The organism is Streptomyces viridochromogenes (assembly GCF_001270495.1).
In the GTDB taxonomy this organism is placed as follows: Bacteria; Actinomycetota; Actinomycetes; order Streptomycetales; family Streptomycetaceae; genus Streptomyces; species Streptomyces viridochromogenes_A.
The window spans coordinates 13656-29846 of the sequence record NZ_LGUR01000224.1 but is presented as its reverse complement, the minus strand read 5'-3'; the positions used below and the strand labels follow the sequence as shown (position 1 = coordinate 29846).

Here is a 16191-nt window from a genome sequence, read left to right as displayed (position 1 = left end):
GCAGGCACTCCCGGCCCAACCGCCGGAGGCACCCGTCACCCCCCGTAGAACAGCTCCTCCACCACGCCACGAGCCCGCCGCGCGGTACGCCGGTACGCGTCGAGCATGTCCCCCACGTGACCGGGCTCGTACCCCAGGTAGCGCCCCACCGCCGCCAGCTCCCGGCTGTCCGAGGGAAACGTGTCCCCGGCCCGCCCTCGCACGAGCATCACGGCATTGCGCACCCGAGTGGCCAGCACCCACGCCTCGTCAAGGATCGCCGCCTCCTCCTCGGGGATGAGCCCCGCCGCACAGGCGGCGGCGAGCGCCTCCCGGGTCCGGGTGGTCCGCAGCCCCGGCTCGTCCCACCCGTGCTGCAGCTGGAGGAGCTGCACCGTCCACTCCACGTCGGACAGCCCGCCGGGACCGAGTTTGGTGTGCAGCTTGGGATCGGACCCGCGCGGCAGCCGCTCGGACTCCATACGGGCTTTCAGGCGCCGGATCTCCCGTACGGCGTCGTCGCCGAGCCCGTCAGCCGGATACCGCAGCGGATCGATCAGCTCGATGAAACGGCGCCCCAGGTCAGCGTCCCCCGCGACCGGCACGGCCCGCAGCAACGCCTGCGACTCCCACACCAGCGACCACCGGCGGTAATACGCCGCGTACGAGTTCAGCGTGCGCACCAGCGGACCCGACTTGCCCTCCGGCCGCAGATCGGCGTCGATCAGCAGCGGCGGATCCGAGCTGGGCATCTGCAGCAGCCGGCGCATCTCCTCGACGACCCGGTTCGCGGCCACCGCGGCCTCGTGTTCGTCGACCCCGTCCCGCGGCTCGTGCACGAACAGAACATCGGCGTCACTGCCGTATCCCAGTTCCTGCCCCCCGAAGCGCCCCATGCCGATGATCGCGAACCGGGTCGGCAGGGTGTCGCCCCACCCCTCGCGCACCACCGCCCGCAGCGTGCCCGCCAACGTCGCCGCCGTCAGGTCCGACACCGCCGCGCCGACCCGGTCCACCAGGGCGCCCCGGTCGGCCTCGGCCGGTTTCGTCTCGGTGCCGTAGGAGTCGACGACGTCGACGGCGACCGTACGGAACAGCTCCCGCCGGCGCACCCCACGGGCCGCGGTGACCGCCTGCGCGGCGCCGTCCGCGCGGCGCACCGCGGCGAGGATCTCCTGCTCCAGATGGCTCCGCGAGCGCGGCTCCAGCCCGCTCCCGCCGTCCCCGTCGCCGAGCAGCGCCACGGCCTCCGGCGCCCGCATCAGCAGGTCGGGGGCGAGCCGGCCCGCCGACAGGACGCGGGCGAGGTTCTCGGCGGCGGCCCCCTCGTCCCGCAACAGCCGCAGATACCAGGGCGTCTTACCGAGTGCGTCCGACACCTTGCGGAAGTTCAGCAGGCCCGCGTCCGGGTTGGCGGAGTCCGCGAACCAGCCCAGCAGCACGGGCAGCAGCGTGCGTTGGATGGCCGCCTTCCGTGTCACCCCGGAGGCGAGCGCCTCCAGATGCCGCAGCGCGGCGGCCGGATCGGCGTACCCGAGCGCGACCAGCCGCTCCCGTGCCGCCCCGGCGCTCAACCGGGCCTCGCCCGGGGCGAGTTGGGCGACGGCATCGAGCAGTGGCCGGTAGAACAACTTCTCGTGCAGCCGCCGTACGACGCTCGCGTGCCGTTTCCACTCGCGGTTCAGCTCGGCGACCGGATCGACGCGCAGGCCGAGGGAGCGGCCGATGCGCCGCAGGTCGGCCTCGTCCTCGGGCACCAGGTGTGTCCGCCGCAGCCGGTACAGCTGGATGCGGTGCTCCATGGAACGCAGGTAGCGGTACGCGTCGTCGAGCTGTGCCGCGTCGGCACGGCCGACGTAACCACCGGCGGCGAGCGCCTGGAGGGCGTCCAGGGTGGTGCCGCTGCGCAGGGAGGCGTCGTCCCGGCCGTGTACCAACTGCAGCAGCTGTACGGCGAACTCGACGTCCCGGAGGCCGCCGGGGCCGAGCTTGAGCTGGCGGTCCAGCTCGGCGACGGGGATGTTCTCCACGACCCTTCGCCGCATCTTCTGCACGTCGGCGACGAAGTTCTCCCGCTCGGCGGCCTTCCACACCAGGGGTTCCAGCGCGGCGACGTACTCCTCGCCCAGCTCGATGTCGCCCGCCACCGGGCGGGCCTTGAGCAGCGCCTGGAACTCCCAGGTCTTGGCCCAGCGCTGGTAGTAGGCGAGGTGGCTGCTGAGGGTGCGGACCAGGGGGCCGTTCCTGCCCTCGGGCCGCAGATTGGCGTCCACGGGCCAGATGGATCCCTCGACGGTCGTCTCGGAGCAGATCCGCATCATGTGCGAGGCGAGCTTGGTGGCCGACCGCAGGGCCTTGGCCTCGTCGGCGCCGTCGGCGGTCTCCCCGACGAAGATGACGTCGACGTCGGAGACGTAGTTGAGCTCATGGCCTCCGCACTTGCCCATCGCGATCACCGAGAGGCGGCACTGTGCGGCGTCCTCCGGCGCGGCGGCTCGGGCGATGGCGAGGGCGGCGCGCAGGGTCGCGGTGGCGAGGTCGGCGAGCTCGGCGGCGGTCTGGGCCACGTCGGTGGTGCCGCAGACGTCGCGCGCGGCGATGGACAGCAGGCAGCGCCGGTAGGCGACGCGCAGGGAGACGGGGTCGGTGGCCTCGGCGAGACCCTGCTCGAACTCCTCCACCTCGGGGTGCAGGTCCCGCGGCTCGTACATGACCAGCGCCTGCCAGTCGCCGGAGTGCTTGGCGAGGTGGTCGGCGAGGGCGGCGGAGGCGCCGAGCACGCCGAGCAGCCGGTCGCGCAGGGGCTTGGCCGCTATCACCGTGTCGAGGAGTTCCCGCTGGGCGGCGGGGCCGGGCTGTGCTTCGAGCAGCCGGACGAGGCCGTGGAGGGCGAGGTCGGGGTCGGCGGTGGCGCCGAGGGCCTCCAGCAGCACCGGGTCGTTCTTGATCGGCGCGAGTTCGGGGCTCTCCAGCAGCCGGTCGGCGGCCGACGGGTCGGTGAATCCGTGCCGCAGCAGCCGTGTGAAGGTACTGCTCCTGCGCCCCGGCGCCGTCATGCTCGCCCTCCCGTCCGATCGGGGCCGTACGCGCCCGATCAAGGTCGTACGCGGTCGAGCCTAGCCGGAGTACCGGGGAGTGACGCCGATGAGTTCCGGCGCCGCGCGAGGTCTGCCTTGTCGAGGTATACGTCCGGCGACACGTCCGGCGACACATCTGGAGGGCGTCCGATGACCGACAACCAACCACAGACCCGGCTGGACGCGCGCTACAGCGACGAGACGGCCACGGCGATCCCGTGGGCCGAGGCCGAGAAGCTGCTGGCCGAGGCCGAGCTGTTCTGGATCTCCACGGTACGGCCGGACGGACGGCCGCATGTGACTCCGCTGCCGGCGGTCTGGTCGGACGGCGCGCTGCACTTCTGCACGGGCCCGGAGGAGCGCAAGGCGAGGAACCTCGCCGCGAACCCGAACCTCGTCCTGACGACCGGCACGAACACCTGGGACAAGGGCTACGACCTGGTGATGGAGGGCGAGGCGGTACGGATCACCGACGACGCCCGTCTACGCGAACTGGCCGCCGGGTGGGAGACCAAGTACGGCAGCTTCTGGCACTTCGACGTGGCGGACGGCTGTTTCCAGCACGGTGCGGGACACGCCTACGTCTACTCGGTGGCGCCGCGCACGGTTTTCGGCTTCGGTAAGGGTGAGCCGTTCAGCCAGACCCGCTGGCGATTCTCCTTGGAGGACCAGTAATGGACTTCACTCTCGAAGTGATCCCGCTGCCCGTGAGTGACATCGACAGGGCCCGCGACTTCTACCGGGACAAGGTCGGCTTCCACGTCGACATCGACCAGGAGGTCATGCCGGGTATGCGCATCGTCCAGCTGACGCCGCCGGGCTCCGGCTGTTCGATCGCCCTCGGCGACAGCATCTGGGACCTGACCAAGGGCGAGACCGTTCCCCAGCCCGGCTCCTATCAGGGACTCCAGCTCTGCGTGGCCGACATCAAGGCGGCCCACGCGGAACTGGTGGAGCGCGGCCTGGAGGTCTCGGAGCCCGTGCAGTACTCCCCCGACGACGGCGCCACGTTCATGTACTTCAAGGACCCGGACGGCAACGGCTGGTCGGTCCAGGAGTACCGCCGGAGGGCTACCGAGCCGCTGCACGAGGTCCTGTCGAAGCTGGCCGAGCAGTAGCTAGCAGGAGCCGACAGGGGCGCGGGGCCGTCGCTACGTCCCCGCGCCCCAAGGCGCCTCACATCGACCGGGCGCTACAGCACCGGCAGGTTCTTGCGCAGCTCGAACGCGGTGACCTCGGAGCGGTACTCCTCCCACTCCTGCCGCTTGTTGCGCAGGAAGAAGTCGAACACGTGCTCGCCGAGCGTCTCGGCGAGCAGGTCGCTGTTCTCCATGAGGGTGAGGGCCTCGCCGAGGTTCTGCGGGAGGGGCTCGATGCCCATCGCGCGGCGCTCGGCGTTGGAGAGGGCCCAGACGTCGTCCTCGGCGCCCGGCGGGAGCTCGTAGCCCTCCTCGATGCCCTTGAGGCCGGCGGCCAGCAGGACGGCGTATGCCAGGTACGGGTTGGCGCCGGAGTCCAGGGAGCGGACCTCGACCCGGGCCGAGCCCGTCTTGCCGGGCTTGTACATCGGGACGCGGACGAGGGCGCTGCGGTTGTTGTGGCCCCAGCAGATGTAGGAGGGGGCCTCGCCGCCGGCGCCCGCGGTGCGCTCGGAGCCGCCCCAGATGCGCTTGTAGGAGTTCACCCACTGGTTGGTGACCGCGGAGATCTCCGCCGCGTGGCGGAGGAGGCCGGCGATGAAGGAGCGGCCGACCTTGGAGAGCTGGTACTCCGAGCCGGACTCGTAGAACGCGTTGCGGTCGCCCTCGAAGAGGGAGAGGTGCGTGTGCATGCCGGAGCCGGGGTGCTCGGAGAAGGGCTTGGGCATGAAGGTGGCCTGGACTCCCTGCTCCAGCGCCACCTGCTTCATGACCAGGCGGAACGTCATGATGTTGTCCGCCGTCGAGAGGGCGTCGGCGTAGCGGAGGTCGATCTCCTGCTGGCCCGGGGCGCCCTCGTGGTGGGAGAACTCGACCGAGATGCCCATCGACTCCAGCATGGTGATCGCCTGGCGGCGGAAGTCCATGCCGATGTTCTGCGGGGTGTGGTCGAAGTAGCCGGAGTTGTCGGCCGGGGTCGGGCGCGAGCCGTCCAGCGGGCGGTCCTTCAGGAGGAAGAACTCGATCTCCGGGTGGGTGTAGAAGGTGAAGCCCAGGTCGGAGGTGCGGGCCAGGGCGCGCTTGAGGACGTAGCGCGGGTCCGCGAAGGACGGGGAGCCGTCCGGCATGAGGATGTCGCAGAACATGCGGGCCGTGCCGGGGGCCTCCGCGCGCCAGGGCAGGATCTGGAAGGTCGACGGGTCCGGCTTGGCGATCATGTCGGACTCGTATACGCGGGCGAAGCCCTCGATCGCCGAGCCGTCGAAGCCGATGCCTTCGTCGAAGGCCTGCTCCAGCTCGGCGGGGGCCACGGCCACGGACTTGAGGAAGCCCAGCACGTCCGTGAACCACAGGCGTACGAACCGGATGTCGCGCTCCTCCAACGTCCGGAGCACGAACTCCTGCTGCTTGTCCATCTTCCGCTTCCCATCCTTGCTGGTCAGGCCGCCTGTCTCCGGTACAGCGGGAGGCGGTCGGGCACCTGAGCATCACACCACAACACCATTTCAGGCGCGTTGCGCACCTTGATCGCCGGAGCGACCCCGGGCTGAACTCCCGGCCTACGGCAGGTGTCCCTCCGTGGTGCCCGGTGAACTGCTCTGCCGCCCATCTTGCCTGCTCGCACCGACATCCGTAATGCCCGGCCCCACAGGACCCACCCCACTTTAATTTGCATCTTGGATGCAAGTTTTAATGATGGCGGGCGATCGCCTCCGTATCGCCCCGGTCGAGCCCCGCTGTGCCCCGAGGAGCCCTGATGCTGTCCGAGCAGTCCGCCGCCACCGTGCGTGCCACCCTTCCCGTCGTCGGCGGGGCCATCGGTGAGATCACCGAGCGTTTCTACGCCGGGTTGTTCGCCGCCCGCCCCGAGCTGCTGCGCGACCTCTTCAACCGCGGCAACCAGGCGGCCGGCACCCAGCGCCAGGCCCTGGCGGGCTCGATCGCCGCCTTCGCGACGCACCTCGTGGAGCGTCCCGACGAGCGGCCCGACGCGATGCTGGGCCGCATCGCCCACAAGCACGCCTCGCTGGGCGTCACGGCGGAGCAGTACGCCCTCGTCCACGAGCACCTCTTCGCCGCCATCGCGGAGGTGCTCGGCGAGGCCGTCACGCCCGAGGTCGCGGCCGCCTGGGACGAGGTCTACTGGCTGATGGCGAACGCGCTGGTCGCGATCGAGAAGCGGCTGTACGAGGAGCGCGGTGGGGGCGGATGGCGGGAGTGGGAGGTCGTCGGGCGCGTCGAGGAGACCGCCGATGTGGCCACCTTCCGGCTGCGGCCCGCCGACGGCGGCCCGGCGGCGGACTTCCGGGCCGGGCAGTACGTCTCCGTCCAGGTCGAGCTGGCGGACGGGGCCCGGCAGATACGCCAGTACAGCCTCTCCGCCGCACCCGGCTCACCGGTACGCCAGATCAGCGTGAAGCGCGTGCTCGGCGGCACCACTCCCGACGGCGAGGTCTCGAACCACCTCCACGCGCGCGTGCACGTCGGCGACCGGCTGCGCCTGTCGGCGCCGTACGGCGATCTCGTCCTGGCCGGCAACGACACGGCCGCACCACTGCTCCTCGCCTCCGCCGGCATCGGTGTGACGCCGATGGTCGCCATGCTGGGGCAGCTCGTGGACACCGGGCACTCGGGGCCGGTGGTCGTCGTGCACGGCGACCGCTCCCCCGCCGAGCACGCCCTGCGCGCGGACCACGAGACATACGCCGGGAAGCTGCCGGACGCGTCGGTCCACTTCTGGTACGAGACTGACGCCGAGGATGCCGGGGATGCCGACGTCCGCCACCGCCTCGGCCTGGTCGACCTCACCCCTGTCGCCGTACCGAAGGGCACGCGCGCGTACCTGTGCGGTCCGCTGCCTTTCATGCGGGCGGTGCGGGCGCAGCTGATCGAGAAGGGCGTGGCACCGGCCGACATCCACTACGAGGTGTTCGGGCCGGACCTCTGGCTGGCGCACGAGGGCTGAGGCCGAGCCCGGCCTCAGGGCGCCGGCGTCCGGCCGATCCGCAGGAGCAGCGGGCCGGTCGGGTCCGCGGTCACGTCAGTCACCGTCAGCGGGTCCAGCGAGGCGAAGAACGCCTCCTGGGCCCGCCGCAGCGCGCCGCGCAGACGGCACCCGGAGTGGAGCGGGCAGGGGCTGTCGCCCTCGCACTCGACGACGTCGCCGTCCCCCTCGAAGGCGCGTACGACCGCCCCTACCGACGCGGTACGGCCCCTGTCGCTGAGCGAGAGCCCGCCGCCGCGGCCCCGACGGGCGTCCACCAGGCCCATGTGCTGCAACTCGGCGACCACTTTGGCGGCGTGGGTGTACGGCACCCCCATGTCCGCCGCGACCTCGCGGGTCGTCGGCATGGCGTCCCCCAGGACGGCGAGCCGCATGAGGAGCCGCAGTGCCAGGTCGGTGGAGCGCAACAGCCGCATGGGGGCAGCGTAGATAATGCGCATCCACCGTTCAAAATATCTGTCCCGTAACCGCTCTACGAGAGATCCCGTCTTCCCCACTACGATCAGCGGACCCGCCCGTCCCTTTCCCCCAGAAGGACAACACCTCATGGGTTCCGCCAAGAACAAGAGCGACGCGTCGCGCAAGGCGCGTATAGAGGAGATGCGGCGCGCCGAACGTGCCCGCGAGCGGCGCAACCGGATCTTCACGATCGCGGCCAGTGTGGTGGTCGTCTCGGGGCTGGTCGTCGGAGGTGTCTTCCTCCTGAGGGCGCAGTCCAGCAAGGCCGACTCGAACAAGGCCGACAAGCAGGACGACAAGGTGAAGACCACGGGTCGGCTCGTCGCGGGCGAGGACGGTGAGAAGGTCTGGAAGGGGACGCTCGGGCGCACCCACGTCACGACGACCGTGAAGTACCCGACGGAGCCCCCGGTCGGCGGTGACCACCTCCGGGCCTGGATGAACTGCAACGGCGACGTCTACACCAAGGCGGTCGACAACATGAACGCCGTGCACTCGCTGGAGCACGGCGCGGTGTGGGTGACGTACACCTCCAAGGCGGCCAAGGCCGACGTCGAGGCGCTGGCGGCGAAGGTCGGGCAGACGCCGTACACGCTGATGAGCCCGGACGAGAAGCAGAAGGATCCGATCATGCTCACCGCGTGGGGCGTGCAGCGCACGGTGACCGGTGCGGACGATCCGAACGTCGACCGGTTCTTCGAGAAGTACGTCCAGGGCGAGCAGACGCCCGAGAAGGGCGCGACCTGCACGGGCGGTCTGTCGGAGTGAAGCGGCACGTCGGCTGGATCACGGGGGCCGCCGCGGCCGTGCTCGTCGCGGTCGGCGCGCTCACCTACGCGGTCGCCGAGGACGGCGGTTCCAGCGCGACGCCGAGTGCGGACTCGGCGGACGCCGGGTTCGCGCGCGACATGGCGGTGCACCATCAGCAGGCGGTCGAGATGTCGTTCATCGTGCGGGACCGCACCGACGACAAGGACGTACGGCTCCTGGCGTACGACATCGCGCAGACGCAGGCCAACCAGCGCGGCATGCTGCTGGGCTGGCTGGACCTGTGGGGGCTGCCGAAGGTGTCGTCGGACCCGCCGATGACCTGGATGGGCATGGGCGACATGCCTTCGGCCGGGGACGGCTCGCTGATGCCGGGCATGGCGACCAGGACGGAGCTGAAGAAGCTGGAGAGCCTCGACGGCAGGCAGGCCGAGGTTCTCTATCTCCAGCTGATGACGGACCATCACAAGGGCGGCGTCCACATGGCCCAGGGCTGCGTCGACAAGTGCACGGTCGGTGTGGAGAAGCGGCTCGCGCAGGGCATGGTGGACGCGCAGCAGTCGGAGATCGACCTGATGAAGGAGATGCTGGCGGAGCGGGGCGCGAAGCCGCGGTCGTAGGTCCCCGGCGCCGTGCCCGCCGGCCGGCTTCGCGAAATGGCTTTGTCATTAGGTTAGTTGGAACCTTCTTGGGCCGGGCATTCCCCTGGCGTGAACGGTTCGTCGCTTAAGTGGCCACCGTCGGGTGATCCACTCGCGCACACGAACCGCACAGGGGATTCCATGAGATATCGACGCGCCGCGCTGCGCGCCTCGGTGAGCTTGGCGGCGACACTGCCTCTGCTCGCCGGAGCGCTGACGCTCGGCATACCCGCGGCGCAGGCCGCGGACCAGCAGGGCCGGGACACGCTCACCGGCACCAAGCCCGCCTGGGCCACGGCCCGGGCGGACCGGGGGGCGACCTCGGACAGCGCCCGGGTCTCCGCACGCGTGTACCTCCGGGGCCGGGACGCGACCGGCCTCGCCGCCTACGCGAAGGCCGTGTCGGACCCGGACTCGGCGTCGTACGGCAAGTACCTGACGGCCGACCAGGCCCGGGGTCGATTCGGCGCCACCGAGGCCCAAGTCGCGGCAGTGAAGGCGTGGTTGACCTCCGCCGGGCTGAAGGTCACGGGCGTCACGCAGCACTACGTCGCCGTCTCCGGTGACGTGGCCGCCGCGGAGAAGGCGTTCGGCACCCAGCTGCACGACTACACCAAGGGCGCCAGGACCTACCGCGCACCGGCGGCGACCGCGTCCGTGCCGGACAGCCTGAAGGACGCCGTCCTCACCGTCACCGGCCTGGACAACGCACCGCACCTGGCGAGCCACAAGGACCGACTCCCACAGCCGGAGACCGTGTTCCGCAACGCGGGGCCCTTCTCGACGTACCACGGCTCGAACGTCGCGAGCACGCTGCCGGACGCGTACGGCACGAAGATCCCGTACGCCGTCAAGGGCTACACCGGCAGGCAGCTGCGCGCCGCGTACGGCGCGGGCAAGCACACCGGCAAGGGTGTGCGCATCGCCATCACCGACGCGTACGCCTCCCCGACCATCGCCTACGACGCGGCCACCTACGCGAAGAGGCACGGCGACGCGGCCTACACCCGCGGTCAGTTGCGTCAGGTCCTGCCGGCGAAGTACACCCGGACCGAGGAGTGCGGTGCGGCCGGCTGGTACGGCGAGGAGACCCTCGACGTCGAGGCCGTGCACGCGGTCGCGCCCGGCGCGCAGGTCACGTACGTGGGCGCCGCCTCCTGCTACGACGAGGATCTGCTCGACTCGCTCGGCAAGATCGTCGACAACCACCTGGCCGACATCGTCTCCAACTCCTGGGGCGAGGTGGAGTCCGCCCAGACGCCCGACCTCGCGGCCGCCTACGACCAGGTCTTCCAGTTCGGCGCGGTCGAGGGCATCGGCTTCTACTACTCCTCCGGCGACGACGGCGACGAGGTCGCGAGCAGCGGCACCAAGCAGGTCGACATCCCGGTGAGTTCGGCGTGGGTGACGGCGGTCGGCGGCACCTCGCTGGCGGTCGGCAAGGGCGACAAGTACCTGTGGGAGACCGGCTGGGGCACCGAGAAGGCGGTCCTGTCGGCCGACGGCAAGAGCTGGACCGACTTCCCCGGCGCCTTCAACTCGGGCGCGGGCGGCGGCACCAGCAAGACCGTCGCCGAGCCGTACTGGCAGCAGGGCGTCGTGCCGGAAGCGCTCGCCAAGGCCAACAGCGCCGACGGCAACCGCGTCGTCCCGGACATCGCGGCGATCGCCGACCCGAACACCGGGTTCCTGGTGGGCCAGACGCAGACCCTGCCGGACGGGAAGACGCAGGCGTACGACGAGTACCGCATCGGCGGCACCTCGCTCGCCGCGCCGGTCATCGCGGCCGTCCAGGCCCTGGCCCAGGAGGCCCGCGGCGGGAAGCCGATCGGGTTCGCCAACCCGTCGATCTACGCGCGGTACGGGTCGCAGGCGTACCACGACGTCACGGACAACCCGACGGGCTCCGGCCTCGCGGTCGCGCGCGTCGACTACGTCAACGGCTACGACGCGACGGACGGCCTCACCACGTCCGTACGCTCCCTCGGCAAGGACAGCTCGCTGAGCGCCGTGAAGGGCTACGACGACGTGACCGGGGTGGGTACGCCCGCGGCCGGTTATGTGGAGTCGTACCGGCGGCGCTGACCGGCGTTTTCGGCAGGGTGGCGCGGCGCGCGGACGCGGGCCGCGCCACCCGGTCGTTCAGCGGGTGATCGGGGTGGCCCCGGTCGCCGCGGCGGACAGTTCCCACAGCCGTGCGGCGGCGTCCGGGTCGACGGCGTAGGCGCGGACGCCGCCGTCGTCCATGGGCTCGTCGGGAGCGGAGATACGCGCGACGTCGCAGTCTTCGAGGTAGAGCCCGCCGCGGCCGTCGAGGAGGGGCGAGGTGGCTGCCCAGAGGCCGGTGGCGGCGCCTTGCGAGGGCGTCTTGAAGCCGGCGCCGATCACATTGCCGTCCTCGTCGATCCAGCCGCGTTCGACCTGCTCCTCAAGAGTCATCTCCCGCTGGAGGCCGGTGATGATCCGGCCCGGATGGAGCGCGAACGCCCGGACGCCGTCCTCCCTCCCGAGGGCGTCGAGCCGTACGGCGAACAGGGAGTTGGCCGTCTTGGACTGGCCGTAGGCGAGCCACTTGTCGTAGCCGGTGCGGAAGTGCGGGTCGTGCCAGCGGATGTCGGTGAGGGTGTGTCCGGCTGAGCTGTTGACGACGACGCGTGCCCCGTCGGCGGCGGCGAGAAGCGGGTAGAGCGAGCAGGTGAGGGCGAAGTGTCCCAGGTGGTTGGCGGTGAACTGGGCTTCCCAGCCGGGCCCGACGCGGCGTTCGGGGGTGGCCATGACGCCGGCGACGGCCATGAGGAGGTCGATCCGGTCGACGGAGTCGGCGATCCGCGCGGCGGCGGTGCGCACACTTTCGAGGTCCGTCAGGTCCATGGGGATGACTTCGCACCCGTCCGCCTCGGCGAGAGCGGCGCGGGCGGTTCCGGGCCGGCGGGCCGGGACGACGACCCGGGCTCCGGCCGCCGCAAGGCCCCGGGCGGTCACCAGGCCGAGCCCCGAAGAGCCCCCGGTGACGACGGCGGTCGCGCCGGAGAGGTCGAGGCCCGCCAGGACGTCGTCGGCGGTGCCGGCGGCGGAGAAGGGCGAGCCGAGCGGCTGCTGCGCAGTGGTCGTCATGGTGGCCAAGGTGGTCAAGGTCGTCGTGGTGGTCATGCCGACGACGCTAGGATCTAGAGCGAGGTCTAGATCAAGTCCTGGACTCGGGTCGTGGCTCAACTCCTAGGCTGGGCCGCATGACGACTGCCGAGACTCGCGGGGAGTCACTGAGCATCGGCGAGGTCGCCGAGCGAACCGGACTCAGCGTGCACGCCCTGCGCTTCTACGAGCGCGAGGGCCTGCTGGTCGGACCGGTGCGGCGCACCTCGGGCGGCCGGCGCCGGTACACGCGCGTGGATGTCGACTGGTTGCTGATCTGCGTCAAGCTGCGCGAATCCGGCATGCCGCTCGCCGACCTCAAGCGGTTCGCCGAGCTGGTCCGGCAGGGTCCGGGCAACGAGGCCGAGCGTCTCCGGCTCCTCGACAGCCATCAACAGCGCGTCGAGGCGCAGATCCGGGCGCTGGAGGAGTGCCGGTCGGTCATCGCCTGGAAGGTCGGCGTCTACGCCGAGCACCTCGCCCGCGGACAGGCCGACGGGCTCTGGGACCCGACGGTCTGAAGGCGGGCTCTGGAGCGGGCTCCGAAGCGGGCACTGAAGGCGGGCTCCGAAGGCGGTGCGGGCCCGAGCTACGCCTCGCCGACGGCGCGCCGGTAGCGCAGCTTGCCCAGTGATGCGCCGCCGGTGGTGTCCGTCACGGACGCGCCGTCCGGGCTCCAGCCGGTGGTCTCGTAGAAGCGCCGGGCGCGTGCGTTGGCCTCCAGGACCCACAGGGTGGCGTGCGTGTAGTGGGCGGCCCGGTCGAGGGTCGTCAGCGCACCGCGCATCAGCTGCCTTCCGGTGCCGGTGCTCCAGACCTCGGGCAGGGTGTAGAGCGTGCCGATCTCCGCGACGGCCGGGGCCTCCCGGGACGGGCCGAAGCCGGTGAATCCGACAATGCCGGCGATCCCGGCGGTCCCTGCGTCGGACTCGGCCACCAGCACGCCCGACGACGGCCACCGCGCCTCGGCGATGAGCGCCTTCCAGCCGGGCTCCTCGCGGCCTGGATCCATGGCGTCGAGGTAGGACTGCGGAAGGAGGCCGACGAAGGCCGCCCGCCAGGACCGCACATACACATCGGCGACCGCTGACGCGTCCTCAGGCCGTGCCGTCCGAATCCGCATGCCGCCATTCTTCAAGTCCCGCAGATCCGGGCCAAGTTCATTTCCGCGACCCCCGAGAGCAACCATCGATTGAGGAACCACGACGACGAGCAACCACGTCCGCGAGAGCGGCGCCGGTTCAGACGCAAAGGGGGGCGACAGCCCGCCGACGGGGGAAGATCGGCGGGCTGCCGTGGTACCGCAGTGGCTCAGTGAGCCCGGTGGGTCCCGGTAGGACTCAGTGGACGGAGTGCTCCTCCAGCGGGAACGTTCCGCCGACCACATCGTCCGCGAACGCCTTCGCCGCGTTGCCCATGACCTCGCGGAGGTTGGCGTACTGCTTGACGAACTTGGGCACGCGGCCGCCGGTCAGGCCCAGCATGTCCGTCCAGACCAGGACCTGCGCGTCGGTCTCCGGTCCGGCGCCGATGCCGACCGTCGGGATGTGCAGAACGCGCGTCACCTCGGCCGCCAGCTCCGCCGGCACCAGCTCCAGGACGACCGCGAAGGCGCCCGCGTCCTGGACCGCCTTGGCGTCGCGCAGCAGCTGCTGGGCCGCCTCCTCGCCGCGGCCCTGGACGCGGTAGCCCATGGAGTTGACGGACTGCGGGGTGAGGCCGATGTGGGCCATCACCGGGATGCCGGACTCGACAAGGAGCCGGATCTGGTCGTGCGAGCGCTCGCCGCCCTCCAGCTTCACGGCGCCGACGCCGGCCTCCTTGACCAGCCGGGTCGCCGAGCGCAGCGCCTGGACCGGACCCTCCTGGTACGACCCGAAGGGCAGGTCGCCGACGATCAGGGCGCGTGAGGTGCCCCGTACGACGGCGGCCGACAGCATGGTCATCTCGTCGAGCGTGACGGGCACGGTGGTCTCGTACCCGAGGTGACAGTTGCCCGCCGAGTCACCGACGAGCATGACCGGGATCCCGGCCTCGTCGAAGACGGACGCGGTCATCGCGTCGTAGGCGGTGAGCATGGGCCACTTCTCGCCCCGCTCCTTGGCGAGGGCGATGTCCCGGACAGTGATGCGGCGTGTGCCCTTCCCCCCGTACAGCGCCTTGCTGCCGTCGGAGGGCTTCGCCTGAGGCGTCTGGGCAGCCGAAAGCTGCGTCATTGCAACGGCTCCTTCACGTCATCTCGAGGCGCCCTGACGGCGTCCCCGGATCCCTCCCATGGTGGCACTTCGTGCCAGGGAGGGCTAGGCCACGCCGCGTGACTTCCGCCGCGCGTAAGTTCTCGGTAAGAAATTAAGATACGAGACGGTCCCGTATCGTAAATCCGGTACCTTCGACAGCATGACTTCTCCCGCCGCCACAGCCCCCCGCATACCGGAAGCCGTGCACCGGCGTCGCTGGGCGATTCTCGGCGTGCTGATGCTGAGCCTGCTGATCGTCGTCCTTGACAACTCGATCCTGAACGTCGCCATCAAGACCATCTCGACCCCGGCCCCGACCGGGCTGGGCGCCACCCAGAGCGAGCTGGAGTGGGCGATCAACGCCTATACGCTCGTCTTCGCCGGGCTGCTGTTCAGCGCGGGCATCCTCGGTGACCGGCTCGGCCGCAAGAAGGTCCTGCTCGGCGGGCTCGCGGCCTTCGGCATCGGCTCCGCCCTCGCCGCGTTCTCCGGCTCGCCCGGCGAGCTCATCGCCTTCCGCGCGGTGATGGGCCTGGGCGCCGCCTTCGTCATGCCGGCCACCCTCGCCGTCCTGATGAACGTCTTCGAGCGCGACGAGCAGCCCAAGGCCATCGGCATCTGGGCCGGCGGCGTCGGGCTCGCCATCGCCATCGGGCCCATCACGGGTGGCGTGCTGCTCGACCACTTCTGGTGGGGGTCCGTCTTCCTCATCAACGTACCGATCGTGCTGCTGGCGCTCGCGCTGATGCTGTGGCTGGTGCCGGACTCGCGTGACCCGGACCCGGGACGGATCGACCCGATCGGCGTCGTGCTCTCCGTCGTCGGGCTCGTCCTGCTCGTCTACGGCATCATCAAGGGCGGCCAGCTCGCCGACTTCACGGACGTGACGGTGCTGGCGACCATCGCCGCCGGGCTCGCCGTCCTCGCCGCCTTCGTGGTGTTCGAGAAGCGCAGCGACCATCCGTCCATCGACGTCACGTACTTCAAGAACAAGGTCTTCTCGGCCGCGATCGGCGTCATCGCGCTGGTCTTCTTCGCGCTGATGGGCGTGACCTTCTTCTCGGTCTTCTACACCCAGAGCGTGCGCGGCTACTCGCCGCTGGAGACCGGCCTGCTGATGCTGCCGCTGGCCGCCGCCCAGATGATCTTCGCGCCGCGTGCCCGGCTCGTCGTCGACCGGTTCGGCAACCGGGCCACGACCACCGGCGCCATGCTGCTCATCGCGCTCACGCTGGCCGCGTTCGCCACGTTCGAGGCGGACACGCCGATCTGGATCCTCGAGGTCGTCTTCTTCCTCATGGGCGCCGCGATGGCACACATCATGACCCCGGTCAGCGTCGTCATCATGCAGGCCCTGCCCCGCGAGAAGGCCGGCTCCGCCTCCGCCCTCAGCAACACCTTCCGCCAGGTCGGCGGCGCCCTGGGCATCGCCGTGCTCGGCTCCGTCATGTCGACCGCGTACCGCAACGGCATCGAGGACCGGCTCACGGTGCTCCCGGAGGGCGTACGGCACTCAGCGGGCGAGTCCATCGAGGCCACACTCGGTTTCGCGGGCCGGCTCGGCCCGCAGGGCGAGTCCCTCGTCGGCGCGGCCCACACCGCCTTCCTGCACTCCATGCACGTCACGGCGTTGTGGGGCGCGGGCATCGCGGTGCTCGGCGCGGTGGTCGTGGCGCTCTTCCTGCCGGGGCGGCCGACGGCACCCCAGGAGGGCGAGGAGAAGCGGGAGTTGGTCGCCACCGAGTAGGAACAGGG

General features: G+C 70.9%; 14 protein-coding genes. 8 read left to right on the top strand and 6 right to left on the bottom strand.

Annotated elements, in window-relative coordinates; genetic code table 11:
- Positions 1-35: 35 nt before the first annotated feature.
- Positions 36-3035, bottom strand: coding sequence for a bifunctional [glutamine synthetase] adenylyltransferase/[glutamine synthetase]-adenylyl-L-tyrosine phosphorylase (locus ADK36_RS32050; protein ID WP_048584795.1), 3000 nt, complete (start codon positions 3033-3035; stop codon positions 36-38).
- A 171-nt stretch (positions 3036-3206) separates the two neighbouring features.
- On the opposite strand from ADK36_RS32050, the gene ADK36_RS32045 reads away from it, so the two are divergent.
- Complete coding sequence (locus ADK36_RS32045; RefSeq protein ID WP_048584794.1) at positions 3207-3731, top strand: pyridoxamine 5'-phosphate oxidase family protein; 525 nt, start codon at positions 3207-3209, stop codon at positions 3729-3731.
- Positions 3731-4174, top strand: a complete 444-nt coding sequence (locus ADK36_RS32040; RefSeq protein ID WP_048584793.1) for a VOC family protein — start codon at positions 3731-3733, stop codon at positions 4172-4174. Before ADK36_RS32045 ends, ADK36_RS32040 begins: the two co-directional genes overlap by 1 nt.
- A gap of 74 nt (positions 4175-4248) precedes the next feature.
- Here ADK36_RS32040 and glnA read toward each other — a convergent pair whose 3' ends face one another.
- Positions 4249-5610: a type I glutamate--ammonia ligase gene (gene glnA, locus ADK36_RS32035; RefSeq protein ID WP_048584774.1), complete on the bottom strand. Its 1362-nt coding sequence runs from the start codon at positions 5608-5610 to the stop codon at positions 4249-4251.
- A gap of 341 nt (positions 5611-5951) precedes the next feature.
- Here glnA and ADK36_RS32030 point away from each other — a divergent pair, with 341 nt between their 5' ends.
- The gene (locus ADK36_RS32030; protein ID WP_048584773.1) at positions 5952-7160 is read left to right on the top strand and encodes a globin domain-containing protein; all 1209 of its coding nucleotides are present in this window, start codon (positions 5952-5954) and stop codon (positions 7158-7160) included.
- 14 nt (positions 7161-7174) lie between these two features.
- On the opposite strand, the gene ADK36_RS32025 is transcribed toward ADK36_RS32030, so the two are convergent.
- Positions 7175-7615 (bottom strand): Rrf2 family transcriptional regulator, encoded by a 441-nt coding sequence (locus ADK36_RS32025; RefSeq protein ID WP_048584824.1) that lies wholly within the window; start codon positions 7613-7615, stop codon positions 7175-7177.
- Between the two features lie 130 nt (positions 7616-7745).
- Here ADK36_RS32025 and ADK36_RS32020 point away from each other — a divergent pair, with 130 nt between their 5' ends.
- From ADK36_RS32020 to ADK36_RS32010, 3 genes are all read left to right on the top strand, one after another.
- On the top strand, positions 7746-8426 hold the full coding sequence (locus ADK36_RS32020) for a DUF3105 domain-containing protein (RefSeq protein ID WP_048584772.1): 681 nt from the start codon (positions 7746-7748) through the stop codon (positions 8424-8426).
- Complete coding sequence (locus tag ADK36_RS32015) at positions 8423-9046, top strand: DUF305 domain-containing protein (RefSeq protein WP_048584771.1); 624 nt, start codon at positions 8423-8425, stop codon at positions 9044-9046. The genes ADK36_RS32020 and ADK36_RS32015 overlap by 4 nt, the downstream gene beginning before the upstream one ends.
- Positions 9047-9208: 162 nt before the next feature.
- Positions 9209-11152 carry a S53 family peptidase gene (locus tag ADK36_RS32010; protein WP_048584770.1) on the top strand — a complete coding sequence of 648 codons (1944 nt, stop codon included), beginning with the start codon at positions 9209-9211 and terminating at the stop codon, positions 11150-11152.
- A gap of 57 nt (positions 11153-11209) precedes the next feature.
- On the opposite strand, the gene ADK36_RS32005 is transcribed toward ADK36_RS32010, so the two are convergent.
- A complete protein-coding gene (locus ADK36_RS32005; protein WP_048584823.1) occupies positions 11210-12181 on the bottom strand; it encodes an SDR family NAD(P)-dependent oxidoreductase in 972 nt (323 codons plus the stop codon).
- Between the two features lie 116 nt (positions 12182-12297).
- Between ADK36_RS32005 and ADK36_RS32000 the strand changes: the two genes are divergently transcribed.
- Positions 12298-12720, top strand: a complete 423-nt coding sequence (locus ADK36_RS32000) for a MerR family transcriptional regulator (RefSeq protein ID WP_048584769.1) — start codon at positions 12298-12300, stop codon at positions 12718-12720.
- Positions 12721-12788: 68 nt separating this feature from the next.
- Here the strand turns inward: ADK36_RS32000 and ADK36_RS31995 are convergent, their stop codons facing one another.
- Both ADK36_RS31995 and panB read right to left on the bottom strand, forming a co-directional pair.
- Complete coding sequence (locus tag ADK36_RS31995) at positions 12789-13322, bottom strand: GNAT family N-acetyltransferase (protein WP_048584768.1); 534 nt, start codon at positions 13320-13322, stop codon at positions 12789-12791.
- Between the two features lie 217 nt (positions 13323-13539).
- The gene (panB, locus tag ADK36_RS31990; RefSeq protein WP_048584767.1) at positions 13540-14415 is read right to left on the bottom strand and encodes a 3-methyl-2-oxobutanoate hydroxymethyltransferase; all 876 of its coding nucleotides are present in this window, start codon (positions 14413-14415) and stop codon (positions 13540-13542) included.
- Positions 14416-14596: 181 nt separating this feature from the next.
- On the opposite strand from panB, the gene ADK36_RS31985 reads away from it, so the two are divergent.
- On the top strand, positions 14597-16183 hold the full coding sequence (locus tag ADK36_RS31985; protein WP_048584766.1) for an MFS transporter: 1587 nt from the start codon (positions 14597-14599) through the stop codon (positions 16181-16183).
- Positions 16184-16191 lie beyond the last annotated feature (8 nt).

Bases quoted from the DNA above. Each gene is read 5' to 3' on its own strand.
- ADK36_RS32050 (WP_048584795.1), bottom strand. From the start codon at position 3,035: ATGACGGCGCCGGGGCGCAGGAGCAGTACCTTCACACGGCTGCTGCGG.
- ADK36_RS32045 (WP_048584794.1), top strand. From the start codon at position 3,207: ATGACCGACAACCAACCACAGACCCGGCTGGACGCGCGCTACAGCGAC.
- ADK36_RS32040 (WP_048584793.1), top strand. From the start codon at position 3,731: ATGGACTTCACTCTCGAAGTGATCCCGCTGCCCGTGAGTGACATCGAC.
- glnA (WP_048584774.1), bottom strand. From the start codon at position 5,610: ATGGACAAGCAGCAGGAGTTCGTGCTCCGGACGTTGGAGGAGCGCGAC.
- ADK36_RS32030 (WP_048584773.1), top strand. From the start codon at position 5,952: ATGCTGTCCGAGCAGTCCGCCGCCACCGTGCGTGCCACCCTTCCCGTC.
- ADK36_RS32025 (WP_048584824.1), bottom strand. From the start codon at position 7,615: ATGCGGCTGTTGCGCTCCACCGACCTGGCACTGCGGCTCCTCATGCGG.
- ADK36_RS32020 (WP_048584772.1), top strand. From the start codon at position 7,746: ATGGGTTCCGCCAAGAACAAGAGCGACGCGTCGCGCAAGGCGCGTATA.
- ADK36_RS32010 (WP_048584770.1), top strand. From the start codon at position 9,209: ATGAGATATCGACGCGCCGCGCTGCGCGCCTCGGTGAGCTTGGCGGCG.
- ADK36_RS32005 (WP_048584823.1), bottom strand. From the start codon at position 12,181: ATGACGACCACTGCGCAGCAGCCGCTCGGCTCGCCCTTCTCCGCCGCC.
- ADK36_RS32000 (WP_048584769.1), top strand. From the start codon at position 12,298: ATGACGACTGCCGAGACTCGCGGGGAGTCACTGAGCATCGGCGAGGTC.
- ADK36_RS31995 (WP_048584768.1), bottom strand. From the start codon at position 13,322: ATGCGGATTCGGACGGCACGGCCTGAGGACGCGTCAGCGGTCGCCGAT.
- panB (WP_048584767.1), bottom strand. From the start codon at position 14,415: ATGACGCAGCTTTCGGCTGCCCAGACGCCTCAGGCGAAGCCCTCCGAC.
- ADK36_RS31985 (WP_048584766.1), top strand. From the start codon at position 14,597: ATGACTTCTCCCGCCGCCACAGCCCCCCGCATACCGGAAGCCGTGCAC.